Source organism: Anaerolentibacter hominis, from assembly GCF_032380675.1.
In the GTDB taxonomy this organism is placed as follows: domain Bacteria; phylum Bacillota; class Clostridia; order Lachnospirales; family Lachnospiraceae; genus Anaerolentibacter; species Anaerolentibacter hominis.
Genome location: NZ_JAWDIX010000001.1, coordinates 870,406 through 888,716, shown reverse-complemented (window position 1 = coordinate 888,716; position 18,311 = coordinate 870,406). Strand labels below are relative to the sequence as shown.

The 18,311-nt window shown below is 48.5% G+C and carries 18 protein-coding genes and 1 riboswitch; of the genes, 4 read left to right on the top strand and 14 right to left on the bottom strand.

Annotation, left to right across the window (positions count from 1 at the left end; all coding sequences use genetic code 11):
* Window positions 1-30 precede the first annotated feature (30 nt).
* The 4 genes from ABCW47_RS04055 to ABCW47_RS04040 all read right to left on the bottom strand — a co-directional run bounded on the left by ABCW47_RS04055 (window position 31) and on the right by ABCW47_RS04040 (window position 4,468).
* Window positions 31-873: a MerR family transcriptional regulator gene (locus tag ABCW47_RS04055; protein ID WP_343208579.1), complete on the bottom strand. Its 843-nt coding sequence runs from the start codon at window positions 871-873 to the stop codon at window positions 31-33.
* Window positions 874-1,017: 144 nt separating this feature from the next.
* Window positions 1,018-2,673, bottom strand: coding sequence for a dihydroxy-acid dehydratase (ilvD, locus tag ABCW47_RS04050; RefSeq protein WP_343208578.1), 1,656 nt, complete (start codon window positions 2,671-2,673; stop codon window positions 1,018-1,020).
* Between the two features lie 200 nt (window positions 2,674-2,873).
* A complete protein-coding gene (locus ABCW47_RS04045; protein WP_343208576.1) occupies window positions 2,874-3,905 on the bottom strand; it encodes a hypothetical protein in 1,032 nt (343 codons plus the stop codon).
* Complete coding sequence (locus tag ABCW47_RS04040) at window positions 3,902-4,468, bottom strand: RNA polymerase sigma factor (RefSeq protein ID WP_343208575.1); 567 nt, start codon at window positions 4,466-4,468, stop codon at window positions 3,902-3,904. The genes ABCW47_RS04045 and ABCW47_RS04040 overlap by 4 nt, the downstream gene beginning before the upstream one ends.
* A gap of 204 nt (window positions 4,469-4,672) precedes the next feature.
* Between ABCW47_RS04040 and ABCW47_RS04035 the strand changes: the two genes are divergently transcribed.
* A complete protein-coding gene (locus tag ABCW47_RS04035) occupies window positions 4,673-5,287 on the top strand; it encodes a GNAT family N-acetyltransferase (protein ID WP_343208574.1) in 615 nt (204 codons plus the stop codon).
* 25 nt (window positions 5,288-5,312) lie between these two features.
* Here ABCW47_RS04035 and ABCW47_RS04030 read toward each other — a convergent pair whose 3' ends face one another.
* Window positions 5,313-6,206: a Fic family protein gene (locus ABCW47_RS04030; RefSeq protein ID WP_343208573.1), complete on the bottom strand. Its 894-nt coding sequence runs from the start codon at window positions 6,204-6,206 to the stop codon at window positions 5,313-5,315.
* Window positions 6,207-6,483: 277 nt separating this feature from the next.
* Between ABCW47_RS04030 and ABCW47_RS04025 the strand changes: the two genes are divergently transcribed.
* Window positions 6,484-7,452, top strand: a complete 969-nt coding sequence (locus tag ABCW47_RS04025; RefSeq protein WP_343208572.1) for a hypothetical protein — start codon at window positions 6,484-6,486, stop codon at window positions 7,450-7,452.
* Between the two features lie 86 nt (window positions 7,453-7,538).
* Here the strand turns inward: ABCW47_RS04025 and ABCW47_RS04020 are convergent, their stop codons facing one another.
* The 8 genes from ABCW47_RS04020 to ABCW47_RS03985 all read right to left on the bottom strand — a co-directional run bounded on the left by ABCW47_RS04020 (window position 7,539) and on the right by ABCW47_RS03985 (window position 15,153).
* Window positions 7,539-8,225, bottom strand: coding sequence for a FadR/GntR family transcriptional regulator (locus tag ABCW47_RS04020; RefSeq protein WP_343208571.1), 687 nt, complete (start codon window positions 8,223-8,225; stop codon window positions 7,539-7,541).
* Between the two features lie 126 nt (window positions 8,226-8,351).
* Window positions 8,352-9,686, bottom strand: a complete 1,335-nt coding sequence (mgtE, locus tag ABCW47_RS04015) for a magnesium transporter (RefSeq protein WP_343208570.1) — start codon at window positions 9,684-9,686, stop codon at window positions 8,352-8,354.
* 436 nt (window positions 9,687-10,122) lie between these two features.
* Complete coding sequence (cytX, locus tag ABCW47_RS04010; protein ID WP_343208569.1) at window positions 10,123-11,304, bottom strand: putative hydroxymethylpyrimidine transporter CytX; 1,182 nt, start codon at window positions 11,302-11,304, stop codon at window positions 10,123-10,125.
* Entirely contained in the window at window positions 11,304-12,119 is an 816-nt protein-coding gene (gene thiD / locus ABCW47_RS04005) for a bifunctional hydroxymethylpyrimidine kinase/phosphomethylpyrimidine kinase (RefSeq protein ID WP_343208568.1), read from the bottom strand. The genes cytX and thiD overlap by 1 nt, the downstream gene beginning before the upstream one ends.
* Window positions 12,120-12,296: 177 nt before the next feature.
* The gene (locus ABCW47_RS04000) at window positions 12,297-12,962 is read right to left on the bottom strand and encodes an HAD family hydrolase (RefSeq protein WP_343208567.1); all 666 of its coding nucleotides are present in this window, start codon (window positions 12,960-12,962) and stop codon (window positions 12,297-12,299) included.
* A gap of 55 nt (window positions 12,963-13,017) precedes the next feature.
* Window positions 13,018-13,659, bottom strand: coding sequence for a thiamine phosphate synthase (thiE, locus tag ABCW47_RS03995; protein ID WP_343208566.1), 642 nt, complete (start codon window positions 13,657-13,659; stop codon window positions 13,018-13,020).
* An 18-nt stretch (window positions 13,660-13,677) separates the two neighbouring features.
* Window positions 13,678-14,502: a hydroxyethylthiazole kinase gene (gene thiM, locus ABCW47_RS03990; protein WP_343208565.1), complete on the bottom strand. Its 825-nt coding sequence runs from the start codon at window positions 14,500-14,502 to the stop codon at window positions 13,678-13,680.
* A 96-nt stretch (window positions 14,503-14,598) separates the two neighbouring features.
* Window positions 14,599-14,709, bottom strand: a riboswitch (TPP riboswitch).
* A 72-nt stretch (window positions 14,710-14,781) separates the two neighbouring features.
* Window positions 14,782-15,153, bottom strand: coding sequence for a transcription factor S-II family protein (locus tag ABCW47_RS03985; protein ID WP_343208564.1), 372 nt, complete (start codon window positions 15,151-15,153; stop codon window positions 14,782-14,784).
* Between the two features lie 118 nt (window positions 15,154-15,271).
* Here ABCW47_RS03985 and ABCW47_RS03980 point away from each other — a divergent pair, with 118 nt between their 5' ends.
* Both ABCW47_RS03980 and ABCW47_RS03975 read left to right on the top strand, forming a co-directional pair.
* Window positions 15,272-15,733 (top strand): MarR family winged helix-turn-helix transcriptional regulator, encoded by a 462-nt coding sequence (locus ABCW47_RS03980; RefSeq protein WP_343208563.1) that lies wholly within the window; start codon window positions 15,272-15,274, stop codon window positions 15,731-15,733.
* Between the two features lie 201 nt (window positions 15,734-15,934).
* Complete coding sequence (locus ABCW47_RS03975; RefSeq protein WP_343209589.1) at window positions 15,935-17,266, top strand: MATE family efflux transporter; 1,332 nt, start codon at window positions 15,935-15,937, stop codon at window positions 17,264-17,266.
* 46 nt (window positions 17,267-17,312) lie between these two features.
* On the opposite strand, the gene ABCW47_RS03970 is transcribed toward ABCW47_RS03975, so the two are convergent.
* Entirely contained in the window at window positions 17,313-18,311 is a 999-nt protein-coding gene (locus tag ABCW47_RS03970) for a DnaJ C-terminal domain-containing protein (RefSeq protein WP_343208562.1), read from the bottom strand.

The following is an 18,311-nucleotide window of genomic DNA, read 5'->3' as shown; positions in this document are numbered from 1 at the left end:
TCATGCTGTAATTTCTCCTTTTATTCAAGTTTAAGCTTTCTCCCCGAGGATACTCCGATATCCCAGGATGAGCAGTACACCGAATACGATACCGTCCAGAACCAGTACAGCAGCAATATTCCTGACCAGTCTAAATACGAATAAAATGGTAAACACCTGTATAGTGAGAGCGACAAAACATAGGAAATTAGAAATATAATCCGTCACCGTATCCGTACAGGCCAGCTGAAAATTACGAAATAAAAAGCTTCCCAGGGCAGGCCGCAGCAGATACCGGATCACAGGACAGGCCACGGCGTAGGCAAATATAAACCACCGGCTGACCAAGGTTACACCCTCTCCCCCGCTCCACTGCACCGGAATCTGCTCCGGCAGGACGCCCACAGATAACAGTGCTGCCAGCACGCTGAGCACTGTTATCAGCAGCCAGATAAAAAGTCCTCCCCAGCAATAGAAAAAGGAGACTGCATCCAACCGCAGCAGTTCCCTGTTCGTCCTGATATAGCTTTCGGGAACCGCTGTATAAGCTTCCACATTCAGGCAATCGAAAGTAATGTCTTTTTCCTGCAGTATTTTTTGCATAATAGCCTTATTATGAATCAGGCCATCCAGTTCCGCTTCCAGCCTTTCATTTTGTTTCTGGATGACTGCTCTTAAATTCCTGCCGCCCGTGCTTATCTCCCGTATATCTTCCACCGTTACGCCCAGAGTTCTTAAAAACGCAATCTTCTGAAGCTGCCTGATATCCTCCTCCGAGTAATCCCGATAGCCGTTCTTCTCATTGCGTCCCGGGAAAAGCAGACCCTCCTTCTCATAATAGCGGATATTGGATCTGGCCAGTCCGGTCTTTTCCTCTGCTTCTTTCACCGTCATACCCTTCACTCCTTCCCAGTTTCCAGAGCTATATCATAAAGTATAAACCTGGTTTACAGTCAAGCATTTTCTTTCTTAACTTAGATTATCATACATCATCCGCCTGCAAAATACATCCCTGTCTCCCATTCCGGAACAGCCTGATTATTCCAGCACCGCGCCGGTGCTTCCGGACGTCACTTCCCTGGCATATCGCCGCAGGTATCCTTTTAGCGCTTTTGTTCTGGGCTTCCAGGCTGCTCTGCGCCGCTCCAGCGTTTCCTCCGATACCAGCAGGCTGATCCTGTGGTCCGGTATGTTAATCTCGATGGGATCGCCCTCTTCGATCAGGCCGATCGTGCCGCCTGACGCGGCCTCCGGGGAGACATGGCCGATCGCCGCGCCTCTTGTGGCTCCGGAGAATCTCCCGTCGGTGATCAGGGCAACACATTCTCCCAGGCCGCTGCCCATAATCGCGGATGTGGGATTGAGCATTTCCCGCATGCCGGGGCCGCCTTTCGGCCCCTCATAGCGGATCACCACCACATCGCCCGGCAGAATCTTCCCGGCATAAATCGCCTTTAACGCCTCTTCTTCCCCGTCAAACACTCTGGCGGGGCCGGTATGTACCAGCATTTTCTCCGACACGGCGGACCGCTTCACCACACAGCCCTCCGGAGCCAGATTGCCGCGCAGAACGGCTATTCCTCCTGTTTTACTGTAAGGGGAGGCCGCGGGACGGATTATTTCTTCATCCTGGATATCCCGGCCGGCTATTGTTTCCAGAACACTCGCTCCGGTGCAGGTGATCAGCCCGGTATCCAGCAGCCCCAATTTATTCAGTTCATACATCACCGCCGGAATACCGCCCGCTCGTTCCAGTTCCTCGATATAGTGTTCCCCGGCCGGGGCCAGACGGCACAGGTTAGGAGTCCTCTCTGCAATTTCATTAATCAGGTCCAGTTCCAGGCTGATACCACATTCCCTTGCAACCGCGGGCAGATGGAGTACACTGTTTGTACTGCATCCCAGCGCCATATCCACCGTCAGGGCGTTGAGAAAGGCTGCCTTCGTCAGAATCCCGGAGGGTTTCAGCTCCCGCCGTACCAGTTCCATGATCTGCATGCCGGTTCTTTTCGCCAGCCGCAGTCTGGCCGCATATACAGCCGGTATCGTCCCGTTTCCCGGCAGGGCCATCCCCAGCGCCTCTGTCAGGCAATTCATGCTGTTGGCCGTAAACATGCCGGAACAGGAGCCGCAGGTAGGACAGGCCTCCTGCTCGTATTCTTCCAGTTCTGCCTCCGTAATCCTCCCCGACCGCAGCTCTGCCACACCCTCCGAGACAGTGGAGTAGCTGATCTTCCTGCCGTGCAGGGTTCCTGCCAGCATCGGGCCTCCGCTCACAAAGATAGCCGGAATATCAAGGCGCGCCGCCGCCATAAGAAGTCCGGGTACATTCTTGTCACAGTTGGGCACCATGACCAGCCCATCAAAAGGATGGGCCATCGCCATCGCTTCGGTGGAATCGGCGATCAGCTCCCTGGTTACCAGTGAATATTTCATTCCCTCATGTCCCATGGCAATGCCGTCACACACCGCGATCGCAGGGAAAACTACAGGGACCCCTCCTGCCAGGGCCACTCCCTGTTTTACCGCCTCCACAATCTTGTCCAGATTCCGATGCTCGGGCACAATTTCATTTTGTGAGCTTACAATTCCGATCAGAGGACGCTTTAATTCATCTCTGGTCATGCCCAGCGCATAAAGCAGGGCTCTCTGAGGGGCTGCTTCGGTTCCTTGCTTGATTCTGTCACTTCTCAATCTGTACACTTCCTTATTTTATAATTGTATGTTGTATTATATGACATATGTTGTATTATGTCAATAGATACATATTATGTCTATGAAGGATGATCAATCCAGCAGCAATCTTTTCCCTCATCCATCAACATGGATAAATTACAAAAAAGGAGAGAGGAAAATCCTCTCTCCTTGTCGTAGTTCAGAATGTTCTATTTTGTCTATTTGCAGGCAGCAAATATTTTCTCAAAGATCTGCCCCGGCATCTCTACAAAATACCAGCCCAGGTGCTGATAACCCACATAGCCGCCTTCAAATAACCGCAGCTCCACCTTCGTTCCATCCTTCATATAGAAAAACAGATGTCCGCTTGGTTCACTGTATATGTCACGCTGATTCGTGTCCTCTTTGGCGTTTGGATCACTGTATTGATCCGACCGCCACATGTTTACAAATTTTCCGGCGTACAATTCATCCAGAAAAGCGTTCAGGTCGTCCTGTGTAATGCCCGGCAGTTCCTGATAAATATAATCCGGCCAGCCATTATCCCAGTTCTCATGCTCCTGGAATTTTGCCGATTCCCAGTTCTCCTTCATGTTCAGCCTGCTGCCGAAAATATCTTCACCGGTTGTGATAGAAATCCCGTTCAGGTTTTCATAAAATTCCACATAGTCCACTTCCGTACCGTCATTTTCCGTGTATACACCCTGCATACACAGCCGGAAGCTAGAGTCGTATCCCTTTACAGAATAAATTTCACCGCTTACCGTTGACGCAAATTCCTTCGCATAGTCATCCTGCTTCGACCACTCGCTGATATTGCCTTTGGCATATCCAAGGTAGTCTCCCACCAGTTCTTTCACCTTCGCTGCGTCCTCACCGATATACTGGCTTCCCTGGGTATAGATACGGCCCTGATAAACCACCAGGCCGATCATATCCATACACACGCCTTCCTCCACCTTTTCCGGCAGTTCCAGCGCCGGGACGGTAACCGCTCCATCGTTGTCAGAGTTATCTGCCTGTTCATTACTATCATGGTCAAGGGCTGCTGACCCAGGCCCCTGGTCCGGAGCCCTTCCCGCCGGCTGCTTTAATAATAATGCTCCCGCCGCGATCAGACAGATACAGGCTGCCGCCGCTCCCCATTTTATCCAGGGACGAAATACCCGCCCTTTTCCTGCATTTTCCGCTTCACTGACGAACGCTTCCTCCACACAGTCCATTTTTTCAAATAATTCTTCACCATTCATAAGTCATAGCCCTCCTTTTCCAGATAAGCCCGCAGATTCTTCCTGGTCCGAAACAGCTGAGATTTCACCTTGCTCTCACTCAAGGCATAGCGGCGGGAAATCTCTGCGATCGGATCGGCAAACCAGTATCTTCTCAGGAATATGGTCCTGGCCTCCTCCTTCTGCTCCCGCAGAAAGGTATTCAGTATTTTCCCAAATTCCGCATCCTCTATTTTGCACTCCACATCAGATGGAGAGGGCAGGCACTCTTCCATTTCCTTCGTCAATTCCACCAGATGGGCACTGCGCTTCTTTGCTTTCTTCTGTTTCCAGCAGTTTATGGAAATATTCCGGACAATTTTAGCCAGAAATGCAAAGAAATAAGTGACCGGCTCATGGGGCGGGATACGGTTCCAGGCTGTCAGGTAGGTATCATTTTCACATTCCTGGGCATCCTGGAGGCTGCCTGTAATCTGCTCCGACAGTATGCGCAGCCGCAATCCATATTTTAAGGCAGTTTCCTCAAGGGCTTTTTCATCCCGGTTAAAATACAGCCGTATAATTTCCTGATCATCCAAATTCATGCCGCCTCTCTCCTCTCATTATTTTCTTTGAAGGCCTTCACCCTATATACCAATATTTCACCTCTCCCCGTTGCATAAACTCAAAAAATAATTATTTATTTACATAAAGTTTTCTTTCTTCCCGAAATGGTAATAGATTTCTGGAAATCCTATGATAAAATATACAGGAAACGGATCTTATTTTAAAGATGGAGAGGTGCTGCTATGGAATTGAAAATAAAAGAACTGAACAAATCAGATTACAGAAAAGCCATACAGTGTGCCATAACCGGAATGCATTTTGATTGGTATCTGGACAGCAAATTTCTATTGAATTTATACGGAAGATATTTCTGGTACCTGGAGCTTACCCGGGCTACCCAGGTGCTTGCCGCCTATGCCGGTCAGGAATTCGCCGGCGTGCTGCTGGCGGAAATCAAAGGGGAGAAGAAGATATATCGCTCTCTCTGGAAATCCCTCTATGTGAAACTGTTTGATTTCCTGCAAAACACCTTCTACGGGGGCAGCGTGGGTTCCTATGATGAAACGAATAAGGCGATGCTGGCAGAGTATTTAAAGGATCATTCCCCTGATGGGGAAATCATCTTTCTGGCCGCCAACCCAGCTGTCAAAATCAAAGGAATCGGAACCGCTCTTCTCTCTGAGCTGGAGCGCAGAGAGCAGGGCAAGGAACTTTATCTCTTTACGGACAGCGCCTGTACCTATCAGTTCTATGAGCACAGAGGCTTTAATCGGGCGTGCGAAGCCGGGATTACACTGGATATGGGAAAGAAGCAGGTTCCTTTAACATGCTTCCTTTACAATAAAATAATACCATGACAAATATAGCAGATATCCTTGTATTTCACTCTCCCAGCATGGCTAAATAACGATCCAGCTCCGTATTTATATACCCTGCAAATAGTTTCTCCATTGCATCCGGCTTATGCTTCGCATGATATTCATCAAAAGCGTTGTAGTAAACAATCCTGTCTGTAAACTTAATATCAATGGGAGGATACCCGGCTTTCATCAATTCCAAATTCACAAGCAGCCGTCCCGTCCGGCCATTTCCATCGATGAAAGGGTGAATCGTCTCAAACTCGATATGAAACCGTGCAAGCCGTAAAATAATGTGCTCTGTATTATTCTGATAACCATACAGCAGTTGTTCCATCTTAGGCTGAATCAGGTACGGTTGCACAGGTTCCTGTCTTGCTCCCATAATTCGCACCGGAACTTTTCGGTAAACACCTCTGTCATCTTTCTTGTCGGCCAGCACCAAATAGTGTATTTGTTTAATGATACTCTCTGATAATGGTATCTTATCCCTTACCAAATCCTGCACAAATTCAAATGCTTCTTTATGTCCAACTGCTTCCATGTGATCTTTCAATGGTTTTTGGGCGATCGTCAACCCACGCAGGACCATGTCTGTTTCCCGAAGGGTTAACGTGTTTCCTTCAATAGCATTGGAATTATACGTGTACTCAACTACAAATTCTTCTGTCAGCCGCTCTGCTTCGCCTTTTGTTAAAGGCCGCTTTGAATCTAATTCACTTTTTTTCTGATCAATCATTCCCAGTAAACGTTCAGCTGTTTTAAACCTGCCGTCTGCTGGTTTTTTCGCATCTGCGGGAATTTTCCAATTCCGGCCTTCACGGATCACACCCGGAATCTTCCCATCCGAACATAATATACGAACCCTTCTATCTGAAATCCCCCAATTTTCTGATGCTTGTCTTACCGTAATATACATAATTATACCCCTGCATATCGCAGGTTTACTGCGATACTGCCTCAATAAGCAGTTTGAAACAATGTTTCAAACCTGACCTCTTTACAAAATGTAGTATACCGTCTTATCGGAACAATAGCAACCCTTTCGGAATAATGTTTTATGAATATCGGAACGATGTAACTTAACGTATTTATCTTCTACTCTACTTCCAGCTTTTTCTTTGTTCATATCGATGATACAATAATAGAAGAATAAGTGGTTGCTGCATATCTCTCAAAGTCTGGAGATGATTGCCATGAAAATAAAATATACTATTTCAATTCTTCTGATCTTTTGTTGTATCTTATTTTTAAACAGAAACGGAACTGATGTGATATCCGTCACATGGCATAAGGATCGGGAAGCAAAGGATGATATCCTGGATGAATGGATGGAGAAAGATTCCGATTCTACTCTGGTAATCTCCGTCATTCAGCCCCAGGAAGATTCCTCTTCGGACCGGGAAGCGATTGCGAGAAGAGACGGTGTGTATTATTATCAGGATGCCCATGTCTCGGAAACCTGGCCGCATCTTCTTAGGATTTCCGAGCCCGCCTGTGATGATCATACCTACTATGTGCTGAGCCAGTCGGCAGAACTGGATTATCCTACGCTTTGGAATACTATGTGGGAATTGCCGGAAAACCGTGCAGACGCTTTCCGTGTTATTTTCTGGACCGGCAGGCCCGAAGCTAACTATCCCCAGATCTATGATGGGCTGGAGGCCGAGCACTTAATGGAGGCTAAAGTTCTATCCGGCATTGACGCACTGCCGCCATTTATGCAGGAACAGAGCGAAGCGTACCGGCCCTATTATTTTCTGTCCAACGCCTCCGAACCCAACAATCAGGCCGGCATTGCATCCTGGAATCACATGCTGGAATGTGGTGCAAAAAATAAGAGCGCCAGATTTTATCTCCTGGACGTAAAGGGAAATATCCTGAAAAAACTGTATTATTCCGGCGAACGGTATTACTACATTGATCCGGAGTCCGCTGATCATTATTCCAACTATCATTTTAAGGCGGTTCTGGCTGACCGGGATTTTATGGGAGAAGCTTCCGTACGATTCTACCTCTGCGAATCAAACGAATACATTAGTACGCATTCCTTTCATAACCGCCCCAGTATATTGCTTTTAACCATCAGCAGCCGGGAACTTGATGAACGATGGGTTCGGTACGGTACATTTGCCCCGAATCCCCTCTACTACGATTGGCTGTAAGGAACAAAAATGCCGCGACTCCCATAAAGCGTACACTTATGAGGGCTGCGGCATTTTTTCGTATGTTTATCCATCCGTCCATTTTCTCACCGGAGTTCCAATTCCTGTATTGCGTGGAGAATATGAATCTTCATCGCATTTCTTGCCCCTTCCGGATTTCTGGTGCGGATAAACTCCATAATCATCTTGTGATCCTGCACCGTATCCATAACGGCCTTCTCTTTTTCCTCCGAAAGGCATACCCCTTTGTCAATACCCTGATAGATCACCGGCATCAGCTGATTCATAAATTCATTGTGAGACGCTTTGGCGATCGCCTTATGGAAGGCCCGTTCCGCCTCTGTCCGGTTCTTCCCTGCCGCAATCGTCTGCTCTATCTTCTCACCTAAGAGCAGAATTCTGTGGATCTCCTCCTCGCTTGCCCGCTCCGTCGCCAGGTAGGCCGCTTCCGGCTCGAAGATCAATCTCATCTCATACAGATCCCTGGCGTCAACCTTAGCCTGCATCAAAGGCTTTAAACCGCCCTCCTCATCAAACTGAAGGTCTGTCCTTACATAGGTTCCCTTTCCCCGCTCAATCTTTACGATCCCATTTGTCACCAGGATGCGGACCGCCTCCCGCAGCGTGGTTCTGCTCACGTTCAATTCCTGGGACAGATCATTTTCGTTGGGCAGCTTATCCCCCGGGCCGAACCTTTTTTCTACGGTAATCATCTCTAATATATCATCCGCCGTGCGTTCCGACAGTCTCTTTTCCTGCATGCCTGCGTCCATTCCTTTCCCGCTGTACGTTGATTCTCACTTTCGAAGCCTTGAACTTTCCTTCATTTTACACTATTTATCTCTTCAAATCCAGTTTCCGTTCTGACAGCACCTTCTTTTCACTTTCGCCGGCATACTTCATATGGCAAGCAGGCTGGTGGCGAATTTGAAATATATCATAACCGAGCAGGCATCCACCACCGTTGTAATCAGCGGGGCGGCCATAATGGCCGGATCACAGTGAATTTTCTTTGCCAGAATCGGAAGCGAACAGCCAATAAGTTTTGATAGGATAATCGTCGCAATCAGAGACAGTCCTACCACGAGGGCAATCTTTGTATCCCGGTACATGATCCATATCCGCAGTCCATTGGCGGCAGCGAGAGTAATGCCGACCACAATCGCCACTCCAAACTCCCGGAACATCACACGGAAAATATCTTTTAACTTTATTTCATCCAGCGCCAGTCCGCGGATAATCAGGGTGGAGCTCTGGGAGCCGCAGTTGCCTCCCGTATCCATCAGCATAGGTATAAATGAAACCAGGAGGGGGACCGCCGCAATGGCATTTTCGTAATGGGTAATAATCGCACCGGTAAATGTAGCAGAGAGCATCAGTACCAGAAGCCATACAATCCGATGTCTGGCATGCTCCAGCACCGATGTTTCAAAATAGGTCTTGTGGCTGGGTGTCACGGCGCCCATCAGCTCTATATCTTCTGTGGCCTCGTCCTCCATGACATTCATCACATCATCAACCGTCACAATTCCTACCATAAATCCCTGCATATCCAGAACTGGCAAAGCGAGAAAGTTATATTTCTGAAAAACCTTTACTACCTCCTCCTGATCGGTATGGGTATTCACGGAAATAATCTCTGTCTTTTTCATGTTCTCCCCGATCAGGGCATTTTCGTCCAGCGTCAGCAAATCCTTGGCGCTGACGATCCCAATCAGCCGTCTCTTTTCCAACACATAGCAGGTATAGATCGTCTCCTTGTGAATTCCAGTCTGACGGATATGCCGGATGGCGTCCCCTACCGTATTTTCCCTGCGCAGATCCACATACTCCGTAGTCATTACGCTTCCGGCACTATCATCGGGATAGCTTAACAGAAGATTGATCTGTTCCCGCTTTTCCGGCCCGACACTATCCAGAATGTGGGTCACCAGGTTGGCCGGAAGATCCTCCAGCAGATCCACCGTATCGTCCAGAAACAAATTACTCAGCAGTTCCTTCCTCTCCTTATCGGTAAATATTTCTACCAGATAAGCCTTCATCGAACTGTTCATCTCCGAAAACACATCCGCCGCCTTATCCTTGGGAATCAGCCGGAAAATAATTGCTAAATCCCTATCCTCCAGCTCCGACAGAAGAACGGCAATATCCGCCGCATTCATAGCGATTAAAGCCTCCCTGATATCCCTGTATTCCCGGCCCTTCAGCAGGTTCATAAATATTTCTCTTTCCATATTCTTTTTCATGCGGTTTACAGAAAATACGGTTTCCCTCATTTATCTGCAGACAAAAACTGCCCGTAATGGACCGCTCTTATTTTAAAACCCGGCCCGCCATAAGGAAGAAGCTGAAAGAAGGGCAGTACGCATCGCTCCTTTCTGAATCCATATTTCTTTCAGCTCTTATTTGTTTCAGTAAGCTACACGAGTGATAACCCGAGCCAGCGACGTCCATACTGCCCACCTGCCTTTCTATCCTAAATTCCGGAGACACTGCAGGCGTTCAAAGCCTGCATATTCTCACATTGATATCCTGCCTCATTATACTCACATTGTTTGGAAAAGACAACGATTGGATCAAAATTTAACGCGTTCTGAATATCGGTTTCCCTGCATCCGCTGTCCCATTGAACAATAAAGACGTCGTCTGAAAACGGCGCCTTTGTTATAATTATGATACTGTCTTGCGGGCGGACACAATTTTGTCCGCTGCAATACAAATTAAAATGGTAAAAATCATACAGGGAAGTGTATTGCCCACCGGTATATCAATGCGCATCAGAATCCGATAGGCAATAAAGCCCAGAAGCCACACCGCCAGATGTACGGCATTTACGTCCTTATGGCTGCTGTCGCCCTTCATGAGGAAGAAATCAGCGATCTGAATCGCAATCATCGGAGCGAAGACAGACCCGATCAGATACAGAAAATCCGTAATATTGTCCATAGGATAAACAATTGCCGCTATAGTCCCCACTACCGTAACCACAATGGCCACATGCCTGCCCTTCAGTTTCTGAAAGATTGATTCACTGGAAACTCCGGCTGAATAAGCATCCAGAAACGTAGTGGTTACCGTGGAGAAAATAACAATTATGAGTCCGGCAATCCCAAGTCCTGCCTTCAGCATAATCTGGGCAATGTCAGATTCACCTGTATAAATGGCAGCGCCCATACCGATCACATACATCCAGCAGCTGATCAAACCGTAGATCAGCGCGCTCACTGCTGTGGCTTTCACCGGTTTTGCCGCTTCTCTTGTATAGTCGCTGATTAACGGCAGCCAGGAAAGCGGCATCGCTACAGATAATTCCACCGCAGCGCCAAACTGCATGCTCTCTCCGGATAACGCAGCTCCGGCTCCGCCGTCGAAGAAAATTACCTTGCACAGGATCAGTGTCAATAGGAACAGGGCCGCCATGGCAATCGTGTTGATTTTGCCAAGATTCGTGATTCCGATCACGATCCAGAGAAGAATCAGGGCTCCGATAACCAGACACCAGACCCAGGCCCCAGTGCGAAGCACTCCGTCTGCCGCCAGCGCTCCGTCGTAGATCATAATTGCCGTCCAGCCGACCAGCTGCAGGACATTTAAAATGGAAAACAGCAGGCTTCCTTTCTGCCCGAAGCTCATCTTTACCGTTTCCATTGCACTCTTTCTGGTCTTTGCTCCGATCATTCCCGCCAGAAACAGCATGAAGCAGCCGATTACATGTCCCAGAAGGATTGCTGCCAGCCCTTTTCCAAACCCCAGAGGCGCAAGGTAGGTGCCGGTCAGGATCTCCGCAATAGATACACCCGCGCCAAACCAGATCAGGCCATTTTCAAATAAGGAAGTACGTTTTTTCTCCATCAGCCCTGTACCTCCTGATCCTCAATAAATCTGCTCTTTAAGTCAAATCCATGGTCCATCGGCCCGCTGCCATGCCCCAGGTTCAGCATGGCCGCCAGAGCCCCCGATATGTAATCCTTGGCCAGCTTTACTGCCTCGGTCATATCATGTCCCTTCGCCAGATTGGAGGCAATGGCGCTGGACAGTGTACAGCCGGTTCCATGGGTGTTGGGATTGTCAATTCTCCGGCCCTCAAACCACCGAATCTCTCCATTCCTGCAGAGCAGGTCGTTGGCGTCGTTTAACTGATGGCCTCCTTTTAACAGTACGGCACAGCCGTATTTTCTGCTGATAACTGCTGCCGCTGTGGCCATATCCTCGGCTGTCCGCACCGGCATGTCCGCCAGGACTTCCGCCTCCGGAATGTTGGGTGTGACTACCTCGGCCAGAGGAAGCAGATCCCTCTTTAATACGGCGATCGCGTCGTCGCTGATCAGCTTAGAACCGCTGGTCGCCACCATAACGGGGTCCACCACAACGTGAACCGCCTGATATTGCTTTAATTTACCGGCTATGGTCTCAATCAGTGCTCCGGAAGAAACCATACCGATCTTTACTGCATCCGGGTAGATGTCCGTAAAAATATTGTCGAGCTGCTTTGCCAAAAATTCTGGAGTTACCTCCATAATACCTGTCACGCCGGTCGTATTCTGTGCAGTTAGCGCAGTGATCGCACTCATGGCATATACGCCATTTGCAATCATTGTCTTAATATCTGCCTGGATGCCGGCGCCTCCGCTGGAATCGCTCCCAGCGATTGTTAATGCTGTTCTCATAATGTCCTCCATTTCTTTGTTCCGAACCTTATGCGGTCCGGACTCTCTGAGCATTAATTTTATAGAGCGGCCGAAAGTGGTGCCCCCAGTCCGCCGCTTGAATCATCGACGGCACGCGAACGTGCCGTCTTATTGAAATCAGGTGCCCAAAAAAGAGCAGCTGTATTTCTCTTATTACTATTTCAGGTGGGATGCCTTCTCCCAAAAGGAAGAAAACTCCCCATATCCGGTCAGATAAAGATCCGACCTTTCTTTCAATTTATCCTGCAGCGAAGCGCTGGAAGCATCATAGATCCCAACCGTGCGAAAACCAGCTTCGGACGCAGTCGTGAGCGCATAAAAAGCGTCTTCGAATACAAACGTCTCCTCCGGCCTGGTCCCCATCGCCGAGGCTGCCATCCGATAAATGACAGGCTCCGTCTTGCCTGCCCCCACCTCTGAACAGGTAAATATCTGTTCAAAATACTCTGTAATATTCAGCCGCCGAAACGCCGCCTCGATCAGATACCGGTCGGTAGAGGTCGCAGCCGTCATTCGGATGCCGCGCTCTCTCAGACTATGAAGGAATTCTCTGACTCCTTCTTTCAGCTCCGCTTCCTCCCGGTAAAAGGATTCAACCACCCGGTTAATTCCGGCGATCAGCTGATCAGCCGGGTCCGTTATACCATAGTGATCTTTCAGGTACTGCGCTCCCTCTTTCATGGTCATCTCAAACAGCTTTCTGCCCAGATCCGGTTCTGCGGCAATGCCGCGTGACGCAAGATACCTCTCTCCCGCTTCCTCCCATATCTTCATAGAGTCCAGAAGCGTGCCGTCTACATCGAAAATAGCCCCTTTCATCATGCTTATTCCTCCGCATATCGCAGGCAAACCTGCGATATCGCACCAATTAGCAGTTTCAAACTACAACCATTCTTTTCACGGCTTCCCTTAATTCTTCCGCCGCCCTGCGGACAGATGGCTGGGCAAAGAGCGCACTGATCACCGCCACCCCGCAGATCCCGCTGCCGGAAAGCTGTCCCACATTGTCTTTGTCCACCCCGCCTATGGCAATGACCGGTATCTTTACTGCCTTACAGATGGCTTTTAAGGTATCATGACTTACTTCCACCGCGTCCGCCTTGGAACCTGTGGAAAATACAGCTCCCACGCCAAGATAGTCCGCGCCGTTCTTTTCGGCCAGCAATGCCTGCTCCACCGTCTGGGCAGATACACCGATGATCTTATCCTTCCCCAGCTTCCTGCGTACATCTCCCGCTTCCATATCGCTTTGCCCCACATGGACGCCGTCCGCATTGATGGCCGCTGCTATCTCCACATTGTCATTAATCACGAATGGTACGCCGTACGTTCTGCACAGGGCTTGAATTTCCTTTGCTTCCTCCAAAAACTGTGACTGATCCAGTTTCTTTTCCCGGAGCTGCACGAAGGTTGCCCCGCCCTTTATTGCTTCCGCCACCTGATGATACAGGGTATCACCATTCAGCCATCTTCGGTCTGTCACCGCATATAACAGCAAATTATCCTTATTACATTCCATCGGTATTATTTCTCCTCTTTATTCTCCTATTTCAACATTTGCACCCTGATCCAATTCGGCTCCGTCCATATGATAAATCGCGTCGATGATCCGGTTTCGGTAGGCTGCATTGCCGTCCCCTTCCTGCATCCGGGCAAATCCGATCTCTCCCGCCAGTCCCATGGCACACACGGCCGCTGCCGCCGCTTCCAGCTTTCTGTCCCGGCTGGCCGCCAGAAATGCCGTCATCAGCCCGGAGAGCTGACAGCCTGTCCCCGTGATCCTACCCATCTCAGGACGTCCGTTGCGGATCACATAACAGGTCTTTCCATCACTTACCAGATCGATCGCCCCGGTTACCGCCAGGATACACCCTATTTTTGCCGCAAGTCTCTTTACAAATGCGATTGCCTCAGGCAGATTATCCTCCGTCACGGCATCCGCCACATCCGCGTCCACGCCTTTTGTACTGCCGCTTCCCTGAGCCAGCGTCTTAATCTCTGATATATTCCCCCGGATCACGTCAAAGCGGATTTCCTTCATCAGGGTTAATGCGGTCTCTGTGCGCAGTCTGCTGGCTCCTGCTCCCACCGGGTCCAGCAAAACCACATGTCCCAGCTCATTCGCTTTTTTCCCTGCCAGCAGCATAGCGTCAATGGTGCGCCGGTTCAGTGTCCCGATGTTAATGTTCAGGCCCCCGCAGATGGAGGTGATTTCCTCTGCCTCCCCTGCCTCATCGGCCATGATCGGGCTTCCTCCGCAGGCCAGCAGGATATTTGCCACATCATTTACTGTCACATAGTTGGTAATATTATGTACCAGGGGTGCCTGCTTTCTCACCTCATCCAGAATCGTTCCAAACATACCTCTTCCTCCAATGTAATAACAAACGGTGGCACGCTTCGCGAACCGCCTTATTGTAACAAAAGCGGATATACCAATTCAGGTATATCCGCTGAAATAAATTTCACCTTATATCCCTACGTTGGCATTATCCAAATCAGGTTACGGGTCAAAGCAGTATCAGCTTACTCTCAGCCCGCTTCATCGCGAGCTCCCCTTGTCGATTTCTCGTATATTAGTATAACTATAAAATTCTGAATTTGCAAGTGATGCACGAAATTCAAAACAATTGCCGCGGGTTTATCTGGCCGGTCCCGGTCCCAGAAGAGAACGCGCATTCTCATAATCTGTTTTCTTTACATAGATCGTATACTGGCAGTTCTGTTCCAAATTTTCACCATAGGTACCCGTATAGGCTCTGGACCCAGGAGAAAATATAGAAGGACTCTTCCGGTCCACCACTCTGACGTGATATTTGATGTTATGTTCTTCCAGCATCTGCTTAACTTCAGCCTGCTCCTTCATGCTGTAAGTGATCAGCAGCTCTTTGCGGTTAAAAACAGTGATCATATTCCTCAGCCCCTTTCTTTCCATATCCGGGAGTACCATCATATTCCTGGGGTTCACCTTGTCTCTGATTCCATTATAATATGATCTTATGATTCGTACCATAGAAATGTATTATTTTTCAGTTCTGATAAAAAAACTTGACAAAATAATTGTATCCCCTTATACTGCAAATAGTCCGATTTCATACCATCTGATTTCATACTATTAAGGAGGATTTATCTTGGAACGAGAACATACCGTAAAAAATTCCCTGGAAGAATACCGGGCAGCCTATAAAGATCTGGACCGTATCTGGTCTCTTTTTTCCAAGGCCTGCGGTCTGTCCGATGCCGAATATTGGGCATTGCTTATGGTATGGGAGGGTTGTACTACCCAGTCTCAAATAAGTGAAGCGATGTATATGAGCAAACAAACCGTCCATTCCGCCTTAAAGCAGCTGGTGAAGAAAGGGATTGTCCGCCTGGAAATAAAAGAAACGAATATGCGTGAAAAACAAATTGTGCTGACAGACACAGGCCGCCCCTTTGCACAGAAATATATTGGTGGTATGCTGCAGCTGGAGGAAAACGTATGGGCCGCCCTGTCGGAAGAGGAACGAGAACAGCTGATAACCCTGTCGAAAAAATACAACAGCCTGCTGGAAGCAAACCTGCAGGAATATTTAGACTCTGAATCAATTTAATTTATGGATGAAACATGACGCCATCCATAAACCTGAATAAAAGTATTGGGAACGCTCGGTTATGTTGCTGCCGGGCGTCGTTTTTACAATCGGACGGTTCACGAAGTGTACCGGTGTTTGTTGCAATAAGACGGTTCGTGATACGTACCGGCGTTTGTTATATAAGGGGAAACACTCCCCGGAAAGGATTTATATATGAAAATGAAAATACAACTTTCAGATCATTTTACTTATAAGAAGCTTTTACGTTTTGTCTTTCCTTCCATCGCCATGATGATTTTTACTTCCATATACGGCGTCGTGGATGGTTTGTTTGTATCCAATTTTGTAGGCAAAACACCGTTTGCCGCCCTGAATCTCATCATGCCCCTTCTGATGATTTTAGGGGCGTTGGGTTTTATGATCGGCACCGGCGGGAGTGCCATTGTATCAAAAACACTGGGAGAGGGAAAGACAGAAGAAGCGAATCAGTATTTCTCCATGCTGGTCTATGTCACCATCATCAGCGGTGCTGTGCTCACTGTGACAGGCCTGATCTGGATTCGGCCCATTGCGGCGGCAATGGGTGCAGACAGCGCCATGATTGAAGATTGTGTCCTCTACGGCAGAATCCTCATGATCTCTCTGACCGCCTTTATGCTGCAGAATGTATTTCAAAGCTTCCTTATTACAGCAGAAAAGCCGCATCTGGGGCTCGCTATGACCGTTGCCGCAGGAATGACCAACATTGTACTGGATTTCTTGTTTATTGCTGTATTTCATTGGGGGTTAGCCGGTGCTGCCATTGCCACGGCAATCAGCCAGGTCATCGGCGGAATCGCACCTCTTTTTTATTTTGTCAGGAAAAACAGCAGCCTTCTGAAACTGATTCCTTGCAAGTTTCACGGCAATATTCTTTTTAAGGCCTGCACAAATGGTTCCTCCGAATTGATGACCAATATCTCCATGTCCCTGGTAAATATCCTGTACAACTTCCAGCTGATGCGGATTGCGGGGGAAGACGGGGTGGCCGCCTATGGTGTTATCATGTATGTAAACTTCATTTTTGTTGCTATCTTCATTGGTTATTCCATCGGAAGCGCACCAATTATCGGTTATCATTACGGGGCATTACATGAAGCAGAGCTGAAAAATCTGTTTCATAAGAGTCTTGTACTGACAGGGCTTGCCGGCATCATCCTGACTTTCCTGGCGATAGCTCTCTCCTCACCCCTGTCCCATATATTTGTAGGATATGACCAGGAGCTGATGCAGATGACCAGCCATGGTTTCCGGCTGTATGCACTGTCCTTTTTGATTAACGGGATTAACATCTTTGGTTCCTCCTTTTTTACGGCCCTTAACAATGGTGTTGTCTCTGCTGTTATTTCCTTCTTACGGACTCTTGTCTTTCAGATTGCAATTGTACTTCTGCTTCCGTTATGGCTTGGTTTAGATGGTATATGGCTTGCGATTGTGGCAGCTGAGTTTCTGGCTCTTATTGTTACCGTCCTGTTCTTCGCTGTAAAAAATAAACAGTATCACTATTTATAGGGCTGATGCCGCAAATAGTGATACTGCTATAAATAAATGAATTATACTACGCCACATGCTGTTTCGGATTTTCTCCAATCAGGCCTGCAAATTCTTTCAGCTTCTGCTTTGCCTCGCTGCTCAGATGCCTGGGCACCTGGATCTGTATAGTTACGTATTGATCTCCATGTCTCTGCGGGTCCTTCATGGAAACAATGCCCTTTCCCCTCAGGCGTATCTTGGCGCCGGACTGGGTGCCCTCCGGGATTTTACACATTACATTCCCATACAGAGTGGATACCATGGCTTCTCCGCCAAATACAGCTGTTGTAAAGGGAATCGAAGCTGTTGTATACAAATCCATCTCTTTTCTCTCATAGCCCGGCTTTTTGCCGACATGAACCTCCAGCAGCAGATCCCCCGCTTCACCTCCGCCGGTTCCCGGCATACCTTTTCCTCTGAGCCGTACACTCTGGCCTGAATCAATACCGGCAGGAATCCGGACTTCCAGAGATTGCTGCCTGCTGCCATCCTGCAGACTGATGATTTTACTGCAGCCAAAGGCAGCCTCATCGAAACTTACGGACACATCCGCTCTCAGATCCCGGCCCTTTCTGCGAATATGGTCTTCCCTGAACTCCCGGCCGAATCCTCCATCCCGAAAACCGCTGCCATCCCCGTAGCTGTAATAGTGAAATCCGCCGTTCTCGCCTTTTCCGCCGCGGAACATATCTCCAAAGAGATCGCCGAAGATATCCTCCATATCTCCGCTTTCAAAATGAACATTTCCGTAGCCGCCATTCTGATTTCCATAAGCCTCATATCCAGCGCCGCCTTCCGTAAAGGCTGCGTGCCCAAACTGGTCGTACATTTTTTTCTTTTCTGGGTCACTTAAGACCGCATAGGCTTCTGTTGCTTCCTTAAATTTCTGTTCCGCCTCTGTATTCCCGGCATTCTGATCCGGATGATATTTTTTTGCAAGTTTACGATATGCCTTTTTTATGGCGGCTGCATCTGCATCCCTGCCAATTCCTAAAATCTCATAGTAGTCTCTTTTCTCCGCCAC